The organism is Pseudomonas sp. 21LCFQ02 (assembly GCF_024129895.2).
Taxonomy (GTDB): Bacteria; Pseudomonadota; Gammaproteobacteria; order Pseudomonadales; family Pseudomonadaceae; genus Aquipseudomonas.
The window spans coordinates 3239194-3260715 of the sequence record NZ_CM178749.1 but is presented as its reverse complement, the minus strand read 5'-3'; the positions used below and the strand labels follow the sequence as shown (position 1 = coordinate 3260715).

24 protein-coding genes are annotated in these 21522 nt (G+C 60.0%); 6 read left to right on the top strand and 18 right to left on the bottom strand.

The features are described 5' to 3' along the window. Window positions 1–47: 47 nt before the first annotated feature. On the top strand, window positions 48–632 hold the full coding sequence (locus NJC40_RS14630; RefSeq protein WP_253140078.1) for a DcrB/PsbP domain-containing protein: 585 nt from the start codon (window positions 48–50) through the stop codon (window positions 630–632). Between the two features lie 13 nt (window positions 633–645). Here NJC40_RS14630 and NJC40_RS14625 read toward each other — a convergent pair whose 3' ends face one another. Beyond that, window positions 646–1707, bottom strand: a complete 1062-nt coding sequence (locus tag NJC40_RS14625) for an RNA-guided endonuclease InsQ/TnpB family protein (RefSeq protein WP_253140077.1) — start codon at window positions 1705–1707, stop codon at window positions 646–648. A gap of 329 nt (window positions 1708–2036) precedes the next feature. Here NJC40_RS14625 and NJC40_RS14620 point away from each other — a divergent pair, with 329 nt between their 5' ends. Further along, the gene (locus NJC40_RS14620) at window positions 2037–3125 is read left to right on the top strand and encodes a diguanylate cyclase (protein ID WP_253140076.1); all 1089 of its coding nucleotides are present in this window, start codon (window positions 2037–2039) and stop codon (window positions 3123–3125) included. Here the strand turns inward: NJC40_RS14620 and NJC40_RS14615 are convergent. The 7 genes from NJC40_RS14615 to NJC40_RS14585 all read right to left on the bottom strand — a co-directional run bounded on the left by NJC40_RS14615 (window position 3101) and on the right by NJC40_RS14585 (window position 11314). Continuing rightward, window positions 3101–3826 (bottom strand): hypothetical protein, encoded by a 726-nt coding sequence (locus tag NJC40_RS14615; protein ID WP_253140075.1) that lies wholly within the window; start codon window positions 3824–3826, stop codon window positions 3101–3103. The two genes, NJC40_RS14620 and NJC40_RS14615, sit on opposite strands and share 25 nt — an antisense overlap. Window positions 3827–4176: 350 nt before the next feature. After that, window positions 4177–4398, bottom strand: a complete 222-nt coding sequence (locus tag NJC40_RS14610; RefSeq protein WP_045489231.1) for a response regulator transcription factor — start codon at window positions 4396–4398, stop codon at window positions 4177–4179. A gap of 327 nt (window positions 4399–4725) precedes the next feature. After that, complete coding sequence (locus NJC40_RS14605) at window positions 4726–5223, bottom strand: VOC family protein (protein WP_253140074.1); 498 nt, start codon at window positions 5221–5223, stop codon at window positions 4726–4728. Window positions 5224–5250: 27 nt separating this feature from the next. After that, window positions 5251–5697 (bottom strand): YybH family protein, encoded by a 447-nt coding sequence (locus NJC40_RS14600; RefSeq protein WP_253140073.1) that lies wholly within the window; start codon window positions 5695–5697, stop codon window positions 5251–5253. Between the two features lie 104 nt (window positions 5698–5801). Next, window positions 5802–7112: an MFS transporter gene (locus NJC40_RS14595; protein ID WP_045489222.1), complete on the bottom strand. Its 1311-nt coding sequence runs from the start codon at window positions 7110–7112 to the stop codon at window positions 5802–5804. 119 nt (window positions 7113–7231) lie between these two features. Then, the gene (locus NJC40_RS14590) at window positions 7232–8851 is read right to left on the bottom strand and encodes a methyl-accepting chemotaxis protein (RefSeq protein ID WP_253140072.1); all 1620 of its coding nucleotides are present in this window, start codon (window positions 8849–8851) and stop codon (window positions 7232–7234) included. A gap of 300 nt (window positions 8852–9151) precedes the next feature. Then, a complete protein-coding gene (locus NJC40_RS14585) occupies window positions 9152–11314 on the bottom strand; it encodes a TonB-dependent siderophore receptor (RefSeq protein WP_253140071.1) in 2163 nt (720 codons plus the stop codon). Between the two features lie 226 nt (window positions 11315–11540). On the opposite strand from NJC40_RS14585, the gene NJC40_RS14580 reads away from it, so the two are divergent. Next, the gene (locus NJC40_RS14580; RefSeq protein WP_045489216.1) at window positions 11541–11849 is read left to right on the top strand and encodes a PepSY domain-containing protein; all 309 of its coding nucleotides are present in this window, start codon (window positions 11541–11543) and stop codon (window positions 11847–11849) included. A 106-nt stretch (window positions 11850–11955) separates the two neighbouring features. Here NJC40_RS14580 and NJC40_RS14575 read toward each other — a convergent pair whose 3' ends face one another. The 4 genes from NJC40_RS14575 to NJC40_RS14560 form a co-directional block, all read right to left on the bottom strand. Further along, entirely contained in the window at window positions 11956–13122 is a 1167-nt protein-coding gene (locus NJC40_RS14575; RefSeq protein ID WP_253115465.1) for a PQQ-dependent sugar dehydrogenase, read from the bottom strand. A gap of 28 nt (window positions 13123–13150) precedes the next feature. Next, entirely contained in the window at window positions 13151–13462 is a 312-nt protein-coding gene (locus NJC40_RS14570) for a hypothetical protein (protein WP_045489212.1), read from the bottom strand. Between the two features lie 145 nt (window positions 13463–13607). Beyond that, complete coding sequence (locus tag NJC40_RS14565) at window positions 13608–14771, bottom strand: PAS domain-containing sensor histidine kinase (protein WP_253140070.1); 1164 nt, start codon at window positions 14769–14771, stop codon at window positions 13608–13610. Continuing rightward, window positions 14761–15579 carry an alpha/beta fold hydrolase gene (locus tag NJC40_RS14560; protein ID WP_253140069.1) on the bottom strand — a complete coding sequence of 273 codons (819 nt, stop codon included), beginning with the start codon at window positions 15577–15579 and terminating at the stop codon, window positions 14761–14763. Before NJC40_RS14560 ends, NJC40_RS14565 begins: the two co-directional genes overlap by 11 nt. A gap of 123 nt (window positions 15580–15702) precedes the next feature. Here NJC40_RS14560 and NJC40_RS14555 point away from each other — a divergent pair, with 123 nt between their 5' ends. Further along, window positions 15703–16695 carry a diaminopimelate epimerase gene (locus tag NJC40_RS14555; protein ID WP_253140068.1) on the top strand — a complete coding sequence of 331 codons (993 nt, stop codon included), beginning with the start codon at window positions 15703–15705 and terminating at the stop codon, window positions 16693–16695. 21 nt (window positions 16696–16716) lie between these two features. Here NJC40_RS14555 and NJC40_RS14550 read toward each other — a convergent pair whose 3' ends face one another. The 3 genes from NJC40_RS14550 to NJC40_RS14540 form a co-directional block, all read right to left on the bottom strand. Beyond that, complete coding sequence (locus tag NJC40_RS14550) at window positions 16717–17154, bottom strand: nucleoside deaminase (protein ID WP_253140067.1); 438 nt, start codon at window positions 17152–17154, stop codon at window positions 16717–16719. A gap of 10 nt (window positions 17155–17164) precedes the next feature. Beyond that, window positions 17165–17608: a hypothetical protein gene (locus NJC40_RS14545; RefSeq protein ID WP_045494487.1), complete on the bottom strand. Its 444-nt coding sequence runs from the start codon at window positions 17606–17608 to the stop codon at window positions 17165–17167. Window positions 17609–17737: 129 nt separating this feature from the next. Further along, window positions 17738–18271, bottom strand: coding sequence for a GNAT family N-acetyltransferase (locus NJC40_RS14540; RefSeq protein WP_253115470.1), 534 nt, complete (start codon window positions 18269–18271; stop codon window positions 17738–17740). Window positions 18272–18349: 78 nt separating this feature from the next. Between NJC40_RS14540 and NJC40_RS14535 the strand changes: the two genes are divergently transcribed. Then, window positions 18350–18811, top strand: a complete 462-nt coding sequence (locus NJC40_RS14535; protein WP_045494485.1) for a GNAT family N-acetyltransferase — start codon at window positions 18350–18352, stop codon at window positions 18809–18811. On the opposite strand, the gene def is transcribed toward NJC40_RS14535, so the two are convergent. The 3 genes from def to NJC40_RS14520 form a co-directional block, all read right to left on the bottom strand. Continuing rightward, complete coding sequence (gene def, locus NJC40_RS14530) at window positions 18754–19293, bottom strand: peptide deformylase (RefSeq protein ID WP_253140066.1); 540 nt, start codon at window positions 19291–19293, stop codon at window positions 18754–18756. The genes NJC40_RS14535 and def overlap by 58 nt on opposite strands. 56 nt (window positions 19294–19349) lie before the next feature. Continuing rightward, window positions 19350–20300, bottom strand: coding sequence for a YihY/virulence factor BrkB family protein (locus tag NJC40_RS14525; protein WP_253140065.1), 951 nt, complete (start codon window positions 20298–20300; stop codon window positions 19350–19352). A gap of 182 nt (window positions 20301–20482) precedes the next feature. Continuing rightward, entirely contained in the window at window positions 20483–20674 is a 192-nt protein-coding gene (locus NJC40_RS14520) for a CsbD family protein (RefSeq protein ID WP_045489193.1), read from the bottom strand. A gap of 178 nt (window positions 20675–20852) precedes the next feature. On the opposite strand from NJC40_RS14520, the gene NJC40_RS14515 reads away from it, so the two are divergent. Continuing rightward, the gene (locus NJC40_RS14515) at window positions 20853–21227 is read left to right on the top strand and encodes a hypothetical protein (RefSeq protein WP_253140064.1); all 375 of its coding nucleotides are present in this window, start codon (window positions 20853–20855) and stop codon (window positions 21225–21227) included. Window positions 21228–21522 lie beyond the last annotated feature (295 nt).

Genomic DNA, 21522 nt, shown 5'->3' with positions numbered 1-21522 from the left:
CCTCAGGCACACTGCCGACCTGCCCCTTGAATTGCTCAGGTTTTGTCATGTTCGCTGCCCACCGTACCTGCACGCTGCTTGCCCTGTTGCTCAGTGTCACACTGCTGCCCATGAATGCCCAGGCCGAGTCGCGCACCAAACCGGCCAAGAGCGAGACCCGTCAGCCAGTATCGCTGCTCAGCGGCAAGCTGGCCTTTAACCTGCCGGCCACCTACAAGAAAAGCGAGATGCAGGAAGTCGATGCCAAGGCCATCGCTGAAGGTATCAGTGGCGCGATGTACACCGACGAAGCCAACCGGCGGGTATTGATCGTGACCGAAACCCCGAACCCGGTGACTGACCAAGCCACTGATAACGACAGCCAGGTGCTCGATGAACTGAGCAGCGCAGCGCTGAGCCAGCAAAGCAACAGCTTTCATGACTTTCAGAAACAGGGCGAGCAACGCGTGCTCAAGAAAAATGGCCTGGGCGTGCGCCAGCTTGATGCCTACGCCACGCTGGGCGGTGGCAAGGTCCTGACCAGCACCCTGGTGGCGGCGTCCGGTAAACGCTCGGCAGTACTTACTGTGATTTCCAGCGCCAAGGATCCGAAGGGTCATGCCGACACGCTAAAGACGGTGATCGGCAATTGACATCCTCCCCGTCCTAAAGGGCGGGGATTCCCACAACTGGACGCTCATGCCCGAGCGCGAGAATGTTCTTTGCGGCGTTGACGTCGCGGTCGTGGGTGGCACCACACCCACAACAAGTCCATTCCCTTATTCCAAGCCCTGCGATACCTCTCGGCCTCGAGTCCGGCAATTGCTTGCAGCTCGAACAGGTTTGGGTGGTGTTTCTCTCGCTAACAACCTTGAAAACCGTGCCTGCGTGATCGCATTTGTATTCCAGCATGGTTTTCAATTGCCCCCATCCGGCGTCCAGCACCGACTTGGCCATCCTGGTTTTCGCGAGCTTCAGTGAGTTCACATCGCCCACCACAATGACGCCACAACGCGCTACCAGCGCATTGCTGAACTTATGCAGGCAATCCTTGCGGCGGTTCGCAACCTTGGCGTGAATCGCCCGCACCCGGGCCTTCTTGCCGGCGCGCTGGGCCGTGCCCAGCGACTTTTCAAGGTCTCGGTAGAAGCGTCCGCTTTCGAGCCTGTCACCGTCGCTGCAAGTGGCGGTGGTTTTCAGTCCGAGGTCGATCCCCACTGCATCCTGGCCTGGCGATAACTGGCGATCGACCTCGACCACGACGTTGAAATACCAGCGTCCACGGCTGTCCTCGTTGAAGCTACCGGATCTGAATTTAAAACCCGCCAGGCCGTAGCTGTCCCAGACCTTGAAGTGCTGTTTGTTGAAGACGACCTGGCCGTTTTTCCAGGCAGCAGCGCCGACCTTGAAGGGCACCCAGCCCAGGCTGCGCCGGGCGCCGCCCGAGCAGCGCCAGCGTAGCTGGCGCTTTTTGAACTGCTTGCGCCGTGTGACATATTCGTCGGCAACAGCCTGCACCGATTGGCTGTGCAGCCCCAGGTCTTTGCCGGCCCCGTTGGTGTACTTGTGAATGTCGAACGCCGACAGAAAACGACCACGCTCACGAATCGTGCGACTGCTCAACTCGTTTACGTAGTTCCACACAAAATTCACAGCGCGAGACGCTTCACGCAGCTGCGCTGCGTGCTTGTCTCGCACTCGAATCTTGAGGGTTTTGGTCGCTTTCATTTCAGTCATGAAACACAGAATAGGGGCGGTTTTTGGGGTTTTAACCCCTATGACCGCTTCGCGGTGGCGCTTTCATCCCCCACCTGAAGGAAGGGGCTTTTCGCGTCAGCTTGGTAACAACGACCGTGGCTGCCAACGGCCAGGCAGTTGCTGTGAATGCCATGGCGCAGGGTGTTGATGACAACCGAAGACGGCGACTGTCTGTTCGTCCAATAGTTCAACAATAATGGCATATCGCTCTTCCCTTGCCTTGATCGAACAGCGAAAATCCGCGCTTGGTCAAGGCGTTCGCTTTTGACCGGGCAGCAAGCGATTACCGGTAAGAAGTGATGCCACACCACGATGGGGAACAGAACGGCCGAGGCCTGTCCTTTGCCAAACGCATTTATTTGCCACGCACCATCGGCCTGAGTGTCGGATCGGTTTGCGTGGCGGTCGCGCTGTACCCGTTGCCGTGGATGCACTGGATCTGGGCCATGCTGGTGATGCATGCCTGGGTCTGGCCACACCTGGCTTACCAGCGCGCCCGACGCAGTAGCAACCCCTACAAGGCCGAACTGCAGAACATGCTCGGCGACTCGTTTGCCGGCGGTATCTGGGTGGCCCTGATGGGCTTCAGTGCGCTGCCGAGCGTCGCCATACTGGCCATGATGGCCATGCAGAATATCGCCGCCAACGGCCTGCGCCTGCTTTGGCAAGGCTTACAGGCCAATTTGCTGGGCGCTGTGCTGGGCTTTGTCCTGTTTACCCCGCAAATCCAGCTGGCCAGCACGCCCGAGGAAATCTACGCCTGCCTGCCATTGCTGGTGATCTATCCTGCGTTCATCGGCTGGATGGGCTACAAGGTGGCGCTCAAGCTCAGCGAGCACAAACACGTACTCAGCCGTTTGAGCCGCACCGACAGCCTGACCGGGCTGATCAACCATGGCACCTGGAAAGACCTCCTGCAGGTGGAGTTCACCCGCAGCCAGACGCTCAATCGCGCCTGCTGTGTGGCATTGATCGACATTGATCACTTCAAGACCATCAATGACCGGTACGGGCATATCGTCGGCGACTCGGTGCTCAAGGCGCTGAGCCAGGCATTGCGTGACAACATCCGCGCCAGCGACCTGGCAGGTCGCTATGGCGGTGACGAGCTCTGTGTAATCCTGCCCAATACCGACCTCGATCTGGCGGTGGGTATTCTGGAACGTCTGCGTCAGATCGTCGAAAACCAGGTCGATGCACTGCTGCCTGAACTCAGAATCAGCCTGAGCATCGGTGTTGCGCCCTATGAACAGCACATCGTCGATGCCGCGAGCTGGCTCAATGAAGCCGACAAGGCGCTATACGGCGCCAAGAGCACCGGGCGCAACCGGGTCGTCAGTGCGCCGTGCACCCGCGCTGATTTTCAGGGCCTGACTCTCGGCGTCTGACGCACCCCGAGCTTTTTCAGCAGGGTCGCCGTACTGTAGCGGGCCACCATCACACTGAGCGGCTGACTGAGCGTCAAATCGCCATACAGCTGCAGTTCACGCTCCAGATGCTGTTGCTGCGATGCACGGTAATTATCCGGGTAAACGCAACGCTCGACCGGCAGCAAGGCATCATGATGTTCCAGCAAGCCCTGGAAGACTACGCGCCGCTCCACACTCTTGCGAGTGGTGTCGATCAGCCGGGTGAAAAACTGGCTGTCGAGCTGGCGCAGGGTCAGCAGCGCGGCGTAGCGCTCGATCAGGGTGTAGCCAGCAGTGTCGTCGTACACCAGGCAACACAGCCGTTCGCGGCTCATCGCCCGAAAAGGATTGGGCGACACGTTACGCCAGCGATGATGGCCCATGACGAAGCACAGTGCCTTGTCAGCCTGAGTGCGCAGTTCGCGGTTGGCCAGGGCCGCCACGTCTTCGAGCAGGGGCGCCAACCGCCCCATTTCTTCCAGCTCCCGGACCAACAGCGCAAACAACCCTCTGGGGCCCAACAGACAGTCATGCAACTGGACGAGATGGACGGACGACAGCATGGCCTGCTGTCGTGCCAGCGCTGCATAGGCCAGTCGGCAATCGGCCTCGGACATCATCACCGTTTGCCGGTCCGCTTGTTCATTTTGTTCAGAGCGGTACTCACAACATGCTGCCATTGAATGGACTCCTTATCCGGGCACCTCTAAAAACGACCTGCGTTGCCATCGCTGCGCTGGCTACTTCGCCCAGGTTTTTAGAGGTGCCCTATCGTTATCAGGGTGGCTGACCTTTGTCTGCCGACTTTTCTTACACGCTCCACAGGCTTTTCTGCACAACAACTTTAAGACGTCAGGCAAGAGCAGTCTTTTTGATAGGCACAGAACAACACTGACTCATAAGTGGAGCCTGCTTGCCTGTGATGCCGCCTCGCTCCCCACGAGCATGCAGCAATCAAACAGTGGCAATACAAGCATGAAGGCAATTATGTAATGTTCGCCGACGAAAACAATCCGACAGATGTAGGGGGTCAGTTCAGTGGAGCCCATAAATGACAGGCAATAAGTTGGGTACGGCTTTTTACCCGGCTCTTGCGCAGCAACGACGAGACATGGTCGCGTACGGTATAGCCGCTGATGCTGAGCTGCTCGGCGATTTCCTTGTTGGTTCGTCCTTGCAGCAGCAACCCGAGAACCTGTCGTTCCCTGCTGGTCATGCACATGGAGGTTCCTCTCGTTATTACATGATTCATGACGGAGCGCGTAGGACGCTTCTTGCTTTGACTATTTTCATCCAGCGATTCACGCGGTAAATGACAGAGACAGATATTTCACGGCCTGCACCTGCCGACCCGATAAAAAACGAAGAGAATTCGCTTTAAGTTAACGAAGTAGAAAACTCCTACAAACCTTAAAGACATATATAACCCCTCCAAAACTTAAATCCCACACAACCAACTATCCAGCCCACAGCGGTACGCCCATCAAAGAAACTGATGGCAATACGGCTACAAAAACGAATCAGGCGCAAGATAAACTTGCGCCTGGCTAATTACAATCAGCTGTTACAATTGGATCCGTCAAAGCTCCCGGTCATGCCCCTGAAACAGCCGCTGGGCACGGGCCTTGATTTCTTCGGCGCTGACGTCTTCCTTGTGGCTGGAAATGAACCACAGATGGCCAAAGGGATCGCACAACGTGAACGACCGGTCACCATAGAACTGATCCTTGAGGCCGCTCACCACCACCACGTCCTCCTCGTCGGTAACCAGCTCATAGGTCAAATCCACATTATCCACATAGAGATGCAGGCCTACCGTGGCCTTGTGCGAACAATCAGCGGTTGGCGTCAGCACCGGACTGCTCAGAGCACCCTCATCGCAGGGTTCCGACAGCATGATGCGCGTATCCCCGATATACAGCTCGGCGTGGCCGACCCTGCCGTCGGGACGGTCCAGCCGGAACTCCTCACGGGCATTGAACGCTCGCTTATAGAAATCAATTGCAGCATTACCATCGTGCACGCCCAGGTAGACGGTGACGGTATGAAAGTCCTCGGGGATGGCTTTGACGCTCATTTGGTCTCTCCTCTGGCACAGGCCAGCTCAGGGTTGCAGGTCAAACAGCGCCTTGCCACTGGCCATATCAAAAGGCGCCGAGAAGTGCTCATGGACGATTTTCCAGCCATCGGGGGTGCGCAGGTAACCGGCGCTGCCACGCATCCATGCCCCCTGGATGACGCCGTTGGCATCCGTGGCACCGCAGTGATTGAGCCAGTGAGCGAACGCCACGTTGCCCGCCCCCTGCACCACCAGATCACGTTGTTCGAACAGCATCTCGCCCGGGCACAGGTTCAGACAGTGTGCCCAGTGCTTGCTATAGGCATCGCGCCCTTTGAATTGCAGCTCGATGATGGCGTCGAAAGCGACCACATCGGGGTGGTATGCCGCCATGATCGCGTCGAGGTCTTTGTTGCGTACGGCCAGCGACCAGTTTTCCAGCAACGTGCGGATCTGGTCCGGGATGAGGGGGTCCTGATTCTCGATGTTCATGAAACAACTCCTGCCGGATCCGGCTCGGGTTCATGTACATCCAGCGTAGACGCTTGCAGTGAAAGCTGACAGCCGGTTGTTTGCCCGGCTGTCAGCCTGGAACATCACTTGCCCAGGCAGGGCTGGTCACAACCCAGATCGTGGCGGGCAGCAAACCAGGTAGCGGTCAGCAGGCCCACCGCGCCCATCACCAGGCAGTAGACCACGCAGACCCACGGGCTTACGGGCATCAGGCCGATCAACAGCAACGGCGTGACACTGGCCCACAATGCATAGGCGATGTTGTAGGTAAAAGAGATGCCCGAAACCCGGATGCGGGCCGGGAACAGCCCGACCATCACCGACGGCACGACCCCGACGATGCCACAGGCCAGGCCGGCCAGCGCATAGGCGATGCCAGGCGCCAGCCACTGCAGGATCAGGCTGGCGTACAGCATACCGATCCCCAGCGGCAGCAGCAGGCTGTACAGCAACACGCAGCGCCAGGCACCGATACGGTCGACCAGCATGCCGGCCAGCACACAACCGATGTTCAGGAACACAATGCCCCAGGCACTGAGGGCAAAGGTTTCACGGGCACTGAAGCCGAAACGCTGCTGCATCACCGTCGGGGTGATAACCACCAGCACCACCACCGCCGAGGTCAGCACACAGGTAAGCAGCGCCGCCGGCAGCAGCGACGCTCGATGCTCACGCAACACCTGGCCCAACGGCAGGCGCTGCATGTCTTCTTTCTGGGCATGCAAGGCCATGAATACCGGGGTTTCGCTGAGCCAGCGGCGCAGCCACACCCCCACTACACCGAATACGCCACCGAGCAGAAACGGAATACGCCAGGCGTAATCGAGGATTTCCTGCGGGGTATACACCCGCGCCAGCCAGGTCGCGGTCAGCGCGCCCAGTAGGTAACCGAAGGTCAGCCCGGCCTGCAGCACACCCAGCGCATAGCCGCGATGCCCGGCTGGCGCGTGCTCGGCGACAAACACCCAGGCACTCGGCACCTCGCCCCCCACCGCCGCGCCCTGCATCACCCGCAGCGCCAGCAACAGCAGCGGAGCCCAGAAACCGATTTGCGCGTAGGTGGGCATCAGACCGATGAGCAGACATGGCAGGGCCATCATCAGGATGCTCAGGCTGAATACCCGCTTGCGTCCCAGCCGATCGGCAAAGTGGGCCATCAGGATGCCGCCCAGCGGTCGCGCCAGATAGCCGGTGACGAAAATGCCGAAGCTTTGCAACAAGCGCAGCCACTCGGGCATGTCCGGCGGAAAGAACAGCTGGCTGAGGGTCAGGGCGAAGAATACGAATATGATGAAATCGTAGATCTCCAGAGCCCCGCCCAGTGCGGCAAGGCCCAGGGTCCGATAGTCAGCGCGGGAAAATGGCTTCGGACGTGGTCGTGCAGTGGCCGTCATGGGCACTCCCGGTATGTGACAGTTTGAAAGCGCGCGAAGAATAGCAAAAGTGCCCCATCAGAGCGCGCTACAAACTGCTACAGCACCGACAACCCGACGCTACGGGCAAAACCGCAAGATCATGCCGCCAGCCCGGCGATGACCTTGTTCAAGTCCAGTGACAGCGCATGCAGATCATCGCTGGAAGCCTGGGTGCGCTGGATGTTGTCCTGGTTGACGGTCGCAATGGCACTGATTTGCGTGAGATTGCGCGAGATATCCTCGGCCACGGAGGTCTGCTCTTCAGCGGCCGTAGCGATCTGCCGGTTCATGTCGCGGATCGCTTCCACTGCCACGGTGATGCGGTGCAGCGAATCGCTCGCCCGGGCGACCTGCTCGACACTTTCCTGGCTGCGCGCCTGGCCGTTTTCGATGGCTTGCGCGGCATTGATTGCGCCAGTCTGTACCGAACTGATGATCTGATTGATCTCGGCAGTAGATGCCGCCGTGCGCTGGGCGAGGGTCCGTACCTCGTCAGCGACCACGGCAAAGCCACGGCCCTGCTCACCGGCGCGAGCGGCTTCGATAGCGGCGTTGAGGGCCAGCAGGTTGGTCTGTTCGGCAATGCTGCGGATCACCTCCAGGACCTTGCCAATCCGCTCGCTGTCACTCTCCAGGCGGCGAATCACCTCGGCCGTGTTAGCCACTTCGGTGCGCATCTGGTTGATCGTTTCAATGGTCGCGGCCATGACGTGCTCACCTTCCTGGGAACACCGGTCAGCGTCGTCGGCGGCATTGGCCGCTTCGGCGGCGTGGCGGGCAACTTGCTGGGCCGTCGCGGACATCTCGTGCATCGCGGTCGCCACCTGATCGGTGCGATCAAATTGCTCGCGGGTACCTTGCGCCATCACCGCGGCGATGGACTTGAGCTGGATGCTCGCGCCGTCCAGGTCCTGACTGTCCTGCTTGAGGCTGGTAATGGTCTGCGCGAGAAAATCGCGCAGCAGGTTGGCGGCCGTGGCCAGGCGGCCCAATTCGTCCTTGCGCTCGACACGGGCGCGTTCGGTGAACCTGCCTTCACTCAATTGCGCTACATAGTCGATGAGCTTGCGTACCGGGCCGGCAATATTGCGACTGACCATCCACTGGGTCACCAGGCCCACCAACAGCGCCGAGGCCAACATAATCAACACGCCCCAAAGGATCGTGCTGCTGGCGGCCTCGCTAAGGCTTTGCGACTGTTTCTGGCTGTGCTGGCGCAAGCTATCCACCAGCGCGCTCATTTGTTCACTGGCGGCCCGGTCCACGCCCTTGACCGCCAGATCCCCGGCGACCGGGTCGCCACCGGCGGCAATGAAGGCATCACGCCCCTTGCGATAGGCACTGCCCAGATTGCGATGCTCTTCACGCAAGCGCTCGACCTGGCTGCGGATACCGCTGTCGATAGACTGCCACTGAGCAAGCTGGCCAAGAATCAGTTGCACCTGACGTTCCTGAGCTTCGAACTGGTTCCAGTACTTGTCACGCTCGGCCACTGCCTTGCCGCGCAGCAACACGTTTTTCCATTCCTGGACCTGAATCTTGAACTGCAGATTGGCCTCGTCGATAAGTTGCGACGCCCGCAACGGGCCATCCAGCAGACCGCGATAGTCGCGCACGTTATTCGACAATAGGTAAAAACAGGCCAGGGCAATCACCAGCAACAACGCCAGGCTGGCGCCAAGCAGGGTGAGGATCTGCAGCTTGAGAGATTTGTACATGTGGGCAGGCACTCGACAGCGTGAACTGCGTCAGCGATCAGCCTGCGCAGCATTGGATAATGCGCACCTCCCTGTGCTGGCGCAGTTAACCAGCCGAATATGACCAAAAAATGACAGCACAATGACATGAGCCATCCAGCAGTTGCCGCCTCGGCACTGTGACGTAACAGAAGCGGGAATCGTAGGAGCCGCTTAAGCGGCGAAGCATTCGCGGCTGAAGCCACTCCTACGAAACAAGCCTATATATCAATGAATTAAATACTGCCCGTGACAGGCAGCTCTGCTGGCGACTGCAATGCCTCAGAAATTGACCGTCGCGGACAATCGGGCGGTGCGGGGTGCGCCGGGGAACAGGTAGTCGTCGCCCAGGTACTCGCCCACATCACGCCAGTAGCGCTTGTCGAACAGGTTATCGACCGAGAGTCGCCAGACGGTGTCGTAGCCGCTCAGGCGGGTGCTGTAACGGCCGCCGACATTGAACAAGGCATAGTCGTTGACGTTGACCTGGCCCTGGCGGTCAGCGAATTTGCTGGCGCTGTATTGCATGCCGCCAAGCAGCGCCAGGCCCGGGATTGGCAAGGCGTAGTCGGCCTGCAGGCTGGCGCGGTATTTGGGTACGTTCAGCGCCTGATGCCCCTCATAGGCCTCGGTGCCGCTGCCCTCGACCCGCGCCCTAATCGCCGCGACGCTGGCGGCAATCTGCAACCGCTCGGTGAGATGACCGGTGGCGCCCAGCTCAAGGCCAAGGTTCTTCTGCTGACCCTGCTCTACATAGGTGAAGGTGCCGTCGGCCTGCGGCTGCGAGTACTGATAGGCCTTACGAATCTGGAACAGCGCGGCAGTCAGGCTCATGCGCTGCAGGTCGTACTTGATCCCCGCTTCCAGTTGCCGCGACACACTCGGAGCGAGGATTTCACCGGCGTTGTTACTGAACCACGCCGCCGTGCCGCCCAGGCTCAGGCCTTTGCTGTAGCTGGTGTACAGCGACAGGTTTGCCAGTGGTTTATAGATCAGCGCGGCCTGCGGCAGGAACAACGAGCGCCGGGTATGGCGCAGGTCGCTGCCGTCTTCACGCCACGCCTGTTCGTTCAGATACACCTGGCGACCACCGGCCACCAGCTGCCAGTGGTCGTCGAAGCGAATCCGGTCGGTGAAGAACACCCCGTACTGGCGGCTGTCGAGGCGACGCTCAGTGTGTGGCAGCAGCTTGTCAGCCTGCGTCACCGTGTCCGGGGTCTGATTGATGTCACCGCTGCCAACCCACTCGTTGAATGTGCCACGGGTATCGACGGTGCGCCGCAAGGCACTGGTGCCGATGGTCAGCTCGTGCTCCAGCGAGCCAGTGGCAAAGCGCCCGGCCAGCGCCGCTTCAACCTCGTCGTTACGCCGGGTGTCATCGGGGCTGCGGAAATCGTAGATGTCGTAGTCGCCTTCAGCGCTGAAGTAATTGGGCACTGCTTGCCCGGCGCAACTGGCAGCGCCATAGCACCCCCAGGCGAACGAGCTGTAGTCGTCAATCACCACCCGGCTGCGCGAGGCACTGAGGCTACCGGTCCAGCTCTCATTGAAGCGGTACTCGAAGCGCCCATTGAGGTTCAGCGAGTCGATGCCCACCGGGTTGGACCAGCTCTGATGGCCCAGCCGCTTGCGGGGCGACGCGTCATGCGGCAGCTCGCTGCCGCCGAGCAACTGATAGCCCGGCACCGAACGTTGCTCGCGAGTCTGATACTCCGCATCGAGTTGCAACGTGGCGCGCTCGTTGATGTTCCAGTCGAAGGCCAGTGAGGCGAAGTCGCGCTGGCCGTCAGCGTGTTCAACATATGAGCGAATATCTTCATGAGCCAGATTGGCGCGCAGGCCGAACTGCCGCTCGCTACCGAACCAGCCACCGACGTCAGTCGCAATGTAACGCTCACCGTGCTCATTGGTGGCGACGGTTACCGAACGCACATCGGCAGCGCGTTTGGTCTGATAGTTGATAACCCCACCCGGCTCGGCCACCCCACCTTGCAGACCGGAGACGCCCTTGAGCAACTCAACTTGCTGTTTATTCTCCAGCGCCACGTTCTGCTCGCCGGCAATGCTGCGGCCATTGATGCGATAACTGTTGCCGGCATTGAGCGAAAAGCCCCGGACCAGGAAGTTTTCGTAGTAGCCCACCGGCGCATAGGCTTCGCCCACCGAGGCGTCGTTGCGCAGCACTTCGCTGAGCAAGCGGGCCTGGCGATCCTCCAGCAACGCTTGAGTGAACACCGCCACCGAGGCAGGCGTATCGAGCAGCGGCGTATCAGCAGCGGCGGTAACGGCAGCGCGGCGGGCCTGGTAACCCTCGGCACCCGGCTGGTCAGCCACGTCCCTGATCTGCACAGCGTCAAGATTCACGGGCTCGGCAGCCTGCAACGCAGAGGCGACGGCCAGGCTCAGTGGCAGCAAGGGCCAGGCCAGTCGGTGTGGCGTACTCATGAAGGGGCAACTCCAGGATTGGGCGGGGGGCGACTTTGTACGTTTATGGCGGAACTTTTACAACCCTGAGAGGCCGTCTTTTCAATAAACGAGTGCCCCCTCTCTGTCTTCAGGTTTTAAGGGTGAATTAAGTATGGGTGGTTAATCTGGCTTCAACAAAACAACTGAACCCCTCGGTTGTTAACCGCTCTATAACCCCAGATTCCACACTGAAAGGAAATTGATCATGAAAAAATTCATCCCTGCCCTGTTTGCTGCTGTAACTCTGAGCGCCGCTGCCGGCATGGCCCAGGCCGATGTTCGCCCTGATCAGCTTGCCGACCTGCAAAAAGCCGGCACCATCGGCGACTTGCAGAAGTTCAACAAGCAGGCGCTGGACAAGCACCCTGGCTTCACCATCCATGACACCGAGCTGGAGCAGCAGGGCGGCCGTTATGTCTACGAAATCGAACTGCGCAATACCCAGGGTACCGAGTGGGACTTCCATGTCGATGCCAAGACCGGTGAAGTGCTGCTCGACAAACAGGATCGTTGATTCCTGAATCTGATACCAAGCGGCTCAATCAACGCTGGCAAACGCCAGGGCGGATTGAGCCGCTAATTATTTCCTACGCAGCTATTTCCTACGCAACTACCCGCGATTATTCCAGGCCGACTTTGAGCAACTTTCCGTTGCCGTCATCGGTCAGCACATACAGATAACCATCCGGCCCCTGACGTACGTCGCGGATCCGCTCCTTGCGTTCTTTGAGCAGCCGTTCTTCATCAACAATACGGCCATCTTCAACCTTCAGGCGAATCAGCTCTTCGGTTGCCAGTGCGCCGATGAATACGCTGTGATCCCACGCCTTGAAACGCCCGCCATCGTAAAAGACCATGCCGCTGACCCCCGGCGACACTTGCCAGACATGCAAGGGCTTGACCGTACCTTCGACCAGTTCACCTTTGGCTTCAGGAATTTTCAGGCCCGAATAGTTGATACCGTGGGTTGCCAGCGGCCAGCCAAAGTTCTGGCCGCGCTCGGCGATGTTGATCTCGTCACCGCCTTTAGGCCCATGTTCGTTGACCCATACCGTGCCATTCCACGGATTGAACGCGGCGCCTTGCGGGTTACGGTGACCATAGCTCCAGATTTCCGGCCGCGCGCCCTTGCTCCCAACAAAGGGGTTGTCATCCGGGACCTTGCCGTCCGGGAAGATCCGCACCACCTTGCCTTGCAGTTTGTCGAGGTCCTGGGCCGTGGGCCGCTGGTTATTCTCGCCCAGTGCGATGAACAGATAGCCTTCACGGTCGAACACCAGCCGCGCGCCGAAGTGGTTGCCTACCGACAGCTTGGGTTGCTGACGAAAGATCACATTGAAATCTTCCAGACGGCTCAGGTCTGCCGACAGCCGTCCACGCCCCACTGCCGTGCCCGCCTTGTCGCCTTCAGCGGCGCTTTTGCCATCGCCCTCGGCGTACGCCAGATACACCAGCCGGTCTTTGCCGAAGTCCGGCGACAACACCACATCCAGCAAGCCGCCCTGCCCATTGGCCCAGACTTGCGGTACGCCTGAGATCGGCTTACCGGCCTTGCCATCAACGCCCAGCAGCAACAGGTTGCCGGAACGCTCAGTCACCAGAATGCCTTGCTGGTCCGGCAAAAATGCCAATGCCCAAGGGTGATCCAGCCCTTCGGCCAACTGGGTGACGGTCACAGCGCCCAATTCGCTTTTGTACTGTTTGGCCGCCTCGGCCGCTGAAACGGCCAATGGCAGGCCAGCCAGCGCACTGGCGCAAAATGTCGCGATCAGGGTTTTTCTCAACATGGGCGTTTCCTTATGCATAACGTAGAGATCATCGGGATGGAGTACCGCGTTCGGGCGGGTTGAAGCGGGGCTGCTCGGCGGGCCGTACCGGCGCCTGCTGACGGGTCGGCTGGCCATTGCGGATACCGCCGTTTTCCAGGGTCGGCGGACGCACCACGGGCGAGGTATTGGGGCGCGGCGTGTCAGGTACCGTGCCTTGTCGACTGTTGGGGTTGGCGCGTTTGATCGGGCTGTTGTAAGGGTTGCCGTCGGCACCAGCGCCGAGCGGCTGCTGCGCATGGGCCAGCGGTCCGCCAGCCAGCAGCGCTGCAATGGCGAGGCCTTGCAAGAAGCGAGTCATTATCTGCCTGCCTGAAAATAGGGGTTCAAACCTTGGAAACCGGATCAGGCCTCAGGTTCGACCAGCTATGGCAGATGGGCAAGAAATGCGCTGACAGAGTTTGTAACAAGGCTGGTCAGGAGTGCCCGCTTGAACCTGTGCGGGTCTAAAAGGCTCTGGGAAATCGTGCGGTAAAGGTGGTGCCGTGCTCCAGACTGGACTGCGCCAATACATCGCCCAGATGGGCGCGCATGATCTCCCGAACAATAAACAGCCCCAGCCCTACACTGCGGCTGTCATCGTTGGCCGCCCCGCGCACCAATGGTTCAAACAGCTCTTCGAGCTGCTCGGCAGGAATCACTTGACCACTGTTATGTACCGCCAGGCTGCCACCCTTGCCGCCAAATGCGCTGATAACCCGGATCTCGCCTTGCGGGTCACCATAACTCACCGCATTGCCGACCAGATTACTGACCACCTGAAACAACCGGTCGGCATCGGCATTGCAAAGCCCCTCGCCTTCGCGCACATGCACCAGGCGCCGATCGGGAAAGGCCAGCCGCAAATCTTCGACGCACCGCGCCACCACGGCATGCAGGTCAATGGGCTGCAGACTGACCGCCAGCCCCTGGCCAACCCTGGCCTGAGTGAAGTCCAGCAGATCGCCGATCAAGCGGCTGGCGCGGTCCACCGAGTGGGATATGTGGCCCATGACCCGATGCTGGCGCTGGTCGAAGTTGCCGCGTTGCAGCAGGTCTGCCGCCATCTTGATGGCCGTCAACGGGTTACGCAGGTCATGGCTGACGATACCGACCAGTTGCTCGGCAAAATTGGCGCGGATCTGCGCTTCGGCGTGCGCCAGACGCAGACGGTTCTGCGCCGAGGTCAACTCTTTCTGGGCCATGAGCTGTTGCTGCAACAGCTCTTCGGCCATCTGCCGGGCCGCGAGCAGCTCGCGCTCATACTGATTACGTTCTTCAGCCACGAACAACGCCAGTTCGTGATGGAACACGCCACCATGCTCGCGGCGCACGGCGTTGAGCATCATCGGTATCTGACGGCCATCGGTGTGCAACAGGTCAAGTTTGACCTCGGCCACCGACCCCTGCATCTGCAGCAACGGAAACCAGTGAGTCTGGTGAAAAATCTTGCCGCCCATGGTCAGCAGGCTCTGAAAGCGCTGACCGAGCAGCGCCTGCTGCTCGCGCCCGACCCAGCGACAGAAGGTCTGGTTGACGCGCTCGATTTCGCCATTGCCGCAGGTCAACAGCAAACCGCAGGGGGCATTGTCGAACAGGGTTTGCGCGTCAGGCAGTGACTCAGGCGGCATGCGGGGTGTTTCCATAGGGCTTGAGAAATTGCTCAATGGCCTCGATGCAGGCCGCCGGCGCACTCATGTGTGGGCAGTGGCCAATGTTTTCGATCAGCCGCAGGGTGCTGCCAGGCATGGCAGCATGCAGGTAATCACCGACCTCGACCGGGGCGATCAGGTCGTCAGTGCATTGCAGAATCAAAGCTGGCGTGGTCAGGCCCTGAACGTCCTCGCGGTTGTCGGACATGAACGTCACGCGGGCGAAATGCCGGGCAATGTCGGGGTCGGTGCGGCAAAAGCTGCTGGCCAGTTCCTCGCCCAGCTCCGGCTGGTCCGGCGCGCCCATGATCGACGGCGCCATGGTGCTCGACCAGCCCAGGTAATTGCTGTCGAGGGTGTCGAGCAGTGAATCGATGTCAGCGCGGCTGAAACCGCCGACGTAGCCTTGATCATCGATATACCGCGGTGACGGCCCGACCATGATGTGCGCACTGACCAAGCCCGGCTTGAGGCGGTCGGCAAGCACACCGATCATCGCACTGACCGAATGACCGACCAGCACCACCGGCCCCTGGCCGAACTGCTCGATAATCTCCAGCAGGTCCTGGGCATAGCCGTCGAGCCGCTCGTATTTATGCTGGAAATACGCGGACAGGTCCGAACCACCGCTGCCCACCAGGTCGTAGGCCACGACCCGGTAGCGATCACTGAAGCTCGGCGCCACGAAGCGCCACATCCGCTGGTCGCAGCCAAACCCGTGGCCAAAGATCAGGGTAACGGGGCCCTCGCCAATCACTCTTATATTGTTGCGCCGTTGTAGCTGCATCCCTCGCTCCAGTCTCCGTGCTGCGCGCACTTGGGCTGCGCAACCTAACAATTGCCGAGATTAGCATCGTTCCAAGCCTCAGACAGTGCAGAATGCACGGTATTCCATTTACCAGGCACGATCATGACAAGAATCTTTGACGCCCGCGGTAACCGTTACGCCGTGACCACACCCGATCAGCTACGCCGCCTGGGTGTAGCAATCACCGATGACGCCGCCGACGCCGCACGGCGGCGCTCACACTGGGCTGCGGCCGCCATCGCTGCGGTGTGTGCCTGGCCCGAAGGAACGGCGCCACCCGGCGCCAAAGCGCACTGCAGCGACGGCTTGCTGATCGGTCCGTTTAGCGGCCAGGCCCCCTTTGATGTATTAATCGTCAATACCGACGCCACCCTGGCCGAACGCAGCGGCAACGGCCTGACCATCTTTGCCCAGGCACTGACCGAGAGCGGCCTGGCAACGCTGCAGCCATTTACCTTGCGCGTGCATCATGACGCTGGGCCAGCGCCGCTGGAAACCGCCATTGAGCCCGCCACCCTGGATGGGGTTCGAGGCTTCTGGCTGGACCTTGGTACGCCGCAGTTCGGGCCACAGGCGGTGGCCGCGCTCGAGACTGCCGTGCAAGCCAGCCGCTTCAATGATCGCCCGGTCAACCGGGTGCCGCCTCTGGCCACCGTCAATCCTGCGTGGGCGCACAGCGTGTTCGTGCGGGTCGGCAATCCACATTGCGTCACCCTGTTGGCTGATGCCGCTCAACTGCCGACGTTTGCTGCACTGCATGAGCCAGCGCTGAACCAACCGTTGACCCGGATCGCCTTTGCCGCCGGCGAGTTGGGTGCCGGTGAGCCCTGCCCGGCCGGGGTCAACCTGCAATGGGCCTGCCTGAGCGAACCGGGACAATTGGAAGCACGAGTGTTCGAGCGCGGCGAAGGCCCCACGGCATCTTCCGGCACCAGCGCCAGCGCCGTGGCCTGCGCGGCCTGGGCTGCCGGGCTGGTACAAGGCGGCGCCGTGCACGTCAGGATGCCAGGCGGCACCGCGCCGCTTAAGCTGGATGAACAAGACGGCGTGCTGCGGGGTGTGGCCTTGTTCGGCGTGGCGACCAGAGTGATCTGACCAAGCTGACACTGGCAGGGGCTACTCGCCGATATCTTCATTCCACAGTTGCGGATGACGAGCAATGAAGTCGCGCATCAGGTGTTCGCAAGTGCTGTCACTCAGCACCTCGACCTGCACGCCGCGGGCTCGCAGCAGTTGCTCTTCACCCATGAAGGTCTGGTTTTCGCCGACGATTACCTTGCCGATGCCATACAGCAGAATCGCCCCGCTGCACATTGCACAGGGCGACAGCGTGGTGTAGAGCACCGCTTCACGATAGACCCTGGCCGGCTGCCGGCCGGCGTTCTCCAACGCATCCATTTCGCCATGCTTGATGGCACTGCCTTGCTGGACACGACGGTTATGTCCACGGCCGATAATCTTGCCATCGTGAACAATCACTGAACCGATGGGTATACCGCCTTCGGCCAGGCCTTGGCGGGCCTCATCAATGGCTGCCTGCATGAATGGGTCCATAGATTTTCCTTCACGGCATGTAGTTTTTCCGGGCGCTTTCCAGCGCGCGGGAGACGAACTCGGCCAGCAGATCGGCAGAGCGTGCTTTCATTTCCTGACCGACTTCATTGTTGCGCGCCTTGAAGCGATTCATCAGCGCAGGCGAGCCTTTGCCGTCGTTAAGCTGGCGCAGTTCTTCGACACTGAACGAATGGGCATAGGCCGCCGCCAGGTTCTGCTCCCAGCGGCCTTGATACTGCGGCTGCAAGCGCTGCAATTCACCCTGCACCAACACCTGGGCCCGGGTTTTGCCCAGGGCGTCGACCAGCCCGGCAAACACCGCGGTGCGTGAGGCCATCTGATAGCCCTGCCAGCCCAAACCATCGCCCAGATGACGTTGCTGGACGAACGCCAGTGCGGTGTCGTCGACCTCAGCGGCACTCAAAGGCGCCCCCCCCAGGCCGATCATCAACATCCCGCCGGCAATCAGGCCGGGCAAGGACGTGGCTTTGCAGTCGTTCATCGCCCCTCCCGGCTGACAGACAGCAACTTTGAACCTAGCAGTTAAAAAGACCCGTTGTCAGATCAGGGGTCGCTTCCAGCCTCAACATGCCGTTATCAGCAACGCCTGCCAGCGCTCACGGGTCATCCGGTAAAGGCGAACCCCCATGCCAAAGTAACGGGCATGCAGGTAATCCTGAAACCCGGCCTTGTGCAGCACCTGTATCGATGCCTGGTTTTGCGGCTCCACTACCGCCACCACCGAGCTCACCGCCAGAGTACCGAAACCATGGGCCAACACGACCTTTACCGCCTCGCTGGCCATGCCCTGATTCCAGAACGCCGGGCTGAGCCGATAACCGAGCATGACCTCTTCTGCCTCTTCGAAGCGCTCTTTACACAAACCGCAGAATCCGACCAGCCGGGCGCTACGTTGTTCAATCACCGCCAGCGGCGCAAAGCCTTCTTCTGCCAGGCTGACACGGCAATGCTCGAGGAACTCGGCACTGGCTGAGCGGCTCATGACCCCGCGTACCGAATAGCGCATCACCTGTGGATCAGCCAGTAACGCGGCCAGCTCAGCCAGGTCAGACCCGACAAAACCGCGCAGTTGCAGGCGCTCCGTTGTGAGGGGCATTGAGGGATAAAGCATCCAGTCATTCCATTATCGATGGCCTGAGCCGGTATGATGCCTGCTTTTGTCTATCGCTACGCCATGTCTGACCTGCACATTTACCCGTTACCCGCCTTGGCGCGCCCGTTGCTGGAAAAATTCTACCGCAGCCATCGCTCGCCCATGCGCCTGCCCGCCCAAGGCCAGGCCTGGGTCGTGAAGGAGGCGCAGATTGTTGCGGCGCTGTGCTTGACGCCGGTTCGTCATGGCCACTGGCTGACCGGGCTGTTTGTTGCCGCCTCATGGCGTGGTCAGGGGCTTGCCCGGCGCCTGATCGACCAGGCACACAGCCAATGCAGCGGGCCGCTGTGGCTGTTCTGCCACCCTGACTTGCAGGGCTTTTATCAGTCGTTAGGGTTCGTCACAGCCGTTGAATTGCCGGCCGAGCTGGCTGAGCGGCTGGCTCGCTATCAACGCAGCAAGGCACTGGTCGCCCTGCTGCGTGATCAGTCATCAGCGTTGGGATCGAGGTCTGGAAATAGCACTTCGGTAAACCCGAACTGACGAAAATCAGTCACTCGCGAAGGGTACAGACGGCCGATCAGGTGATCGCACTCGTGCTGCACCACCCGGGCATGAAAACCCTCGGCGATACGCTGGATCGGTACACCTTGCGGGTCAACGCCCTCATAGCGGATACGCCGATGACGCTCGACCACCCCGCGTAAGCCAGGCACCGACAGACAGCCTTCCCAACCGCCTTCAAGTGCATCATCGAGCGGGGTTATCACCGGGTTGAGCAAAATGGTGCGCGGCACGGCCTCGGCATCAGGGTAGCGGGCGCTGCGTTCGAAACCGAAAATCACCAGTTGCAGATCGACACCGATCTGCGGCGCAGCCAGGCCAACGCCACCGACGCTTTGCATGGTGTCGAACATGTCATCGATCAGGGTTTGCAACTCTGGGGTGCCAATCAGGCTTGCCGGCACCGGCGGGGCGACCCGCAGCAAGCGCGGGTCACCCATTTTCAAAATCTCGCGAATCATCAGCTGACGTCCTGTAAGGCAAAGCGCAATCGTGCCACATTCCATACGTCAGGCCATCATGCCTGGCGCGCCGGCTCCCGGGTATGCGCCCCACCGACGCCCGGCTCGTCAGCCCCGCTGGCTTCGACGCCGCCATCACCCGGCTCTTTTTCGCCGCTGTCCTTGCCTTCCTGAGACATATGCTCGATCACCGCATTCATTTCCGCCCCCAGCAATAGCACGGCGGCCGAGATATAGAAGTACAGGAGCAGGACGATGATCGCCCCGATACTGCCGTACATGGCGTTGTAATCAGCAAAGGTTTTCAGATAAAAACTGAAACCCAGCGAGGCGATGATCCATACCACCACCGCCAAGACCGAGCCTGGGGTGATAAAGCGAAACTCTTGCTTCACATCCGGCATCACGTAGTAGATCACCGCAACGGCGACCATCATCAGGATGATGATCAGTGGCCAGCGCAAGATGGTCCACACCGTGACAATGAAGTCTTCGATACCCAGGTGCGCGGCAAACCAGTTCATGACCTGCGGCCCGGTCACCATCAATGCGGCAGCGGCCAGCAGCATCATGGCGATGCCGATGGTGTAGAACACCGACAATGGCAGGCGCTTCCAGATCGGCCGGCCTTCAATCACGTCATAGGCGGCGTTCATGGCGCTCATCATCAAGCGCACGCCCGCTGACGCGGTCCACAGCGCGATGACGATACCCACCGACAACAAGCCGCCCTTGGATTGCTGCAACTGGTCGATCACCGGGTTGACCTGCTCCAGCGCCTGGGGCGGCAATACCAGTTCCGACTGCAGGCGCAGCCAGGAGAAGAAATCGGGCAGGTGAAGGAAACCGATCAGCGAGATCAGGAACAACAGAAAGGGAAACAGCGAGAACAGGGCCTGATAGGCAAGCGCCGAAGCATAGGTCGACATTTCGTCGTTAATGAATTCGGTCACGGTGCGAACCAGCACCTTACCCGTCGGCAAACCACGCAGGTGGGAAAAAATCATGGCGTCTCCTTTCGCGATCATACCCGGCTACCTGAGTACTGTACGTCTTCACGTCGATTCGCGGTGTAGTTATCCAGACCGGGCGACTTGTTCCGGCGCAGACATGGACTTGAAGAACGGCAAAAGGTTTCAGCAAAACGCACCGGTCACGGGCTTGGGGCTCCGTGACCGGGCTATCAGGGTCAAGCCTTGTCGACGCCTTTTTTGATCGCGTCCTTGGCCTTGCCTCTGGCCTGTTCACCACGGCCTTTGATTTCCTGGGCTTTGCCCTCGGCCTGCAGTTTGTCGTTGTTGGTTGCTTTGCCAACGCCCTGTTTAACGTTCCCTACCGCTTCATTGGCCATGCCTTTGACTTTATCGCTGGTGCTGCTCATGAAGATTCTCCCGGACCGCTGGTCCCGTGACTGAAGGATGTCGTTGTCAACCCGACACAATGATGGACTGGCCGCTCGGCTTGAGAGTTTCAATTATTTTGCCGGCTGTTTTTCCATTCGTCGGGGCAGCGACCGGCATGAGAGAATGCGCGCCACGCTATGTTTTCCGGAATGTCCCATGAAGCTCGACAAGTCTCAGGCGATTGAACGCCGCAATCAGCAATTGAGTAGCACCGTCTTGAATCGCGACAACAGCCACCTCGCGGTGCTGGACCCCAAGCGCAATATCTGGTGGTTTGATCTGCCGTTTGGTCAGATCAAGACCAGTGAGTGGATCAATCTGCTGCTGCACACACCAAAGACTGATCAGTTGTTGCATTTGAAGGTGCCGAGCAATTTTCTGCGTGCGCATCGTGATGAGTTGGAGATTCGTAATGCTGGCAAGCGCAATATGAGTGTCAGTCTGGAGTTGTCGGCTGATCGTGACTCTTATCTGCAGGATCTGCGGCCCAAGGGCGGGCAGCTTGCGTTTGCGGTGTTTGTGCAGGTTTGATTTTTTGTGCGGGTTTGATTTGAGCAGGTAGGAGCGGTTTGAGCCGCGAACAAGCCTTTGGGCTGATGGAAAATCCTTTATCGCGGTGACTGGGCTGCAGGTTTCGCCCTGCGGGCAGACTCCCCTCCGTCTGGCATCGATTCGGGGGCCGGCGCGATGGGCATCCCTGCCCAGCGCACCTGCCCCCGATTTCAAAATCAGCAGCATCCATGCTGATTTCTCCCCCGAATCGACGCCTACCCTCGGCCAGCGCCCAAGTCGCGATTCGCGTCGTCTGTGCCATCTCGGCTCAAAA

Bases quoted from the DNA above. Each gene is read 5' to 3' on its own strand.
- NJC40_RS14630 (WP_253140078.1), top strand. From the start codon at position 48: ATGTTCGCTGCCCACCGTACCTGCACGCTGCTTGCCCTGTTGCTCAGT.
- NJC40_RS14625 (WP_253140077.1), bottom strand. From the start codon at position 1,707: ATGAAAGCGACCAAAACCCTCAAGATTCGAGTGCGAGACAAGCACGCA.
- NJC40_RS14620 (WP_253140076.1), top strand. From the start codon at position 2,037: ATGCCACACCACGATGGGGAACAGAACGGCCGAGGCCTGTCCTTTGCC.
- NJC40_RS14615 (WP_253140075.1), bottom strand. From the start codon at position 3,826: ATGGCAGCATGTTGTGAGTACCGCTCTGAACAAAATGAACAAGCGGAC.
- NJC40_RS14610 (WP_045489231.1), bottom strand. From the start codon at position 4,398: ATGAATCATGTAATAACGAGAGGAACCTCCATGTGCATGACCAGCAGG.
- NJC40_RS14605 (WP_253140074.1), bottom strand. From the start codon at position 5,223: ATGAGCGTCAAAGCCATCCCCGAGGACTTTCATACCGTCACCGTCTAC.
- NJC40_RS14600 (WP_253140073.1), bottom strand. From the start codon at position 5,697: ATGAACATCGAGAATCAGGACCCCCTCATCCCGGACCAGATCCGCACG.
- NJC40_RS14595 (WP_045489222.1), bottom strand. From the start codon at position 7,112: ATGACGGCCACTGCACGACCACGTCCGAAGCCATTTTCCCGCGCTGAC.
- NJC40_RS14590 (WP_253140072.1), bottom strand. From the start codon at position 8,851: ATGTACAAATCTCTCAAGCTGCAGATCCTCACCCTGCTTGGCGCCAGC.
- NJC40_RS14585 (WP_253140071.1), bottom strand. From the start codon at position 11,314: ATGAGTACGCCACACCGACTGGCCTGGCCCTTGCTGCCACTGAGCCTG.
- NJC40_RS14580 (WP_045489216.1), top strand. From the start codon at position 11,541: ATGAAAAAATTCATCCCTGCCCTGTTTGCTGCTGTAACTCTGAGCGCC.
- NJC40_RS14575 (WP_253115465.1), bottom strand. From the start codon at position 13,122: ATGTTGAGAAAAACCCTGATCGCGACATTTTGCGCCAGTGCGCTGGCT.
- NJC40_RS14570 (WP_045489212.1), bottom strand. From the start codon at position 13,462: ATGACTCGCTTCTTGCAAGGCCTCGCCATTGCAGCGCTGCTGGCTGGC.
- NJC40_RS14565 (WP_253140070.1), bottom strand. From the start codon at position 14,771: ATGCCGCCTGAGTCACTGCCTGACGCGCAAACCCTGTTCGACAATGCC.
- NJC40_RS14560 (WP_253140069.1), bottom strand. From the start codon at position 15,579: ATGCAGCTACAACGGCGCAACAATATAAGAGTGATTGGCGAGGGCCCC.
- NJC40_RS14555 (WP_253140068.1), top strand. From the start codon at position 15,703: ATGACAAGAATCTTTGACGCCCGCGGTAACCGTTACGCCGTGACCACA.
- NJC40_RS14550 (WP_253140067.1), bottom strand. From the start codon at position 17,154: ATGGACCCATTCATGCAGGCAGCCATTGATGAGGCCCGCCAAGGCCTG.
- NJC40_RS14545 (WP_045494487.1), bottom strand. From the start codon at position 17,608: ATGTTGATGATCGGCCTGGGGGGGGCGCCTTTGAGTGCCGCTGAGGTC.
- NJC40_RS14540 (WP_253115470.1), bottom strand. From the start codon at position 18,271: ATGCCCCTCACAACGGAGCGCCTGCAACTGCGCGGTTTTGTCGGGTCT.
- NJC40_RS14535 (WP_045494485.1), top strand. From the start codon at position 18,350: ATGTCTGACCTGCACATTTACCCGTTACCCGCCTTGGCGCGCCCGTTG.
- def (WP_253140066.1), bottom strand. From the start codon at position 19,293: ATGATTCGCGAGATTTTGAAAATGGGTGACCCGCGCTTGCTGCGGGTC.
- NJC40_RS14525 (WP_253140065.1), bottom strand. From the start codon at position 20,300: ATGATTTTTTCCCACCTGCGTGGTTTGCCGACGGGTAAGGTGCTGGTT.
- NJC40_RS14520 (WP_045489193.1), bottom strand. From the start codon at position 20,674: ATGAGCAGCACCAGCGATAAAGTCAAAGGCATGGCCAATGAAGCGGTA.
- NJC40_RS14515 (WP_253140064.1), top strand. From the start codon at position 20,853: ATGAAGCTCGACAAGTCTCAGGCGATTGAACGCCGCAATCAGCAATTG.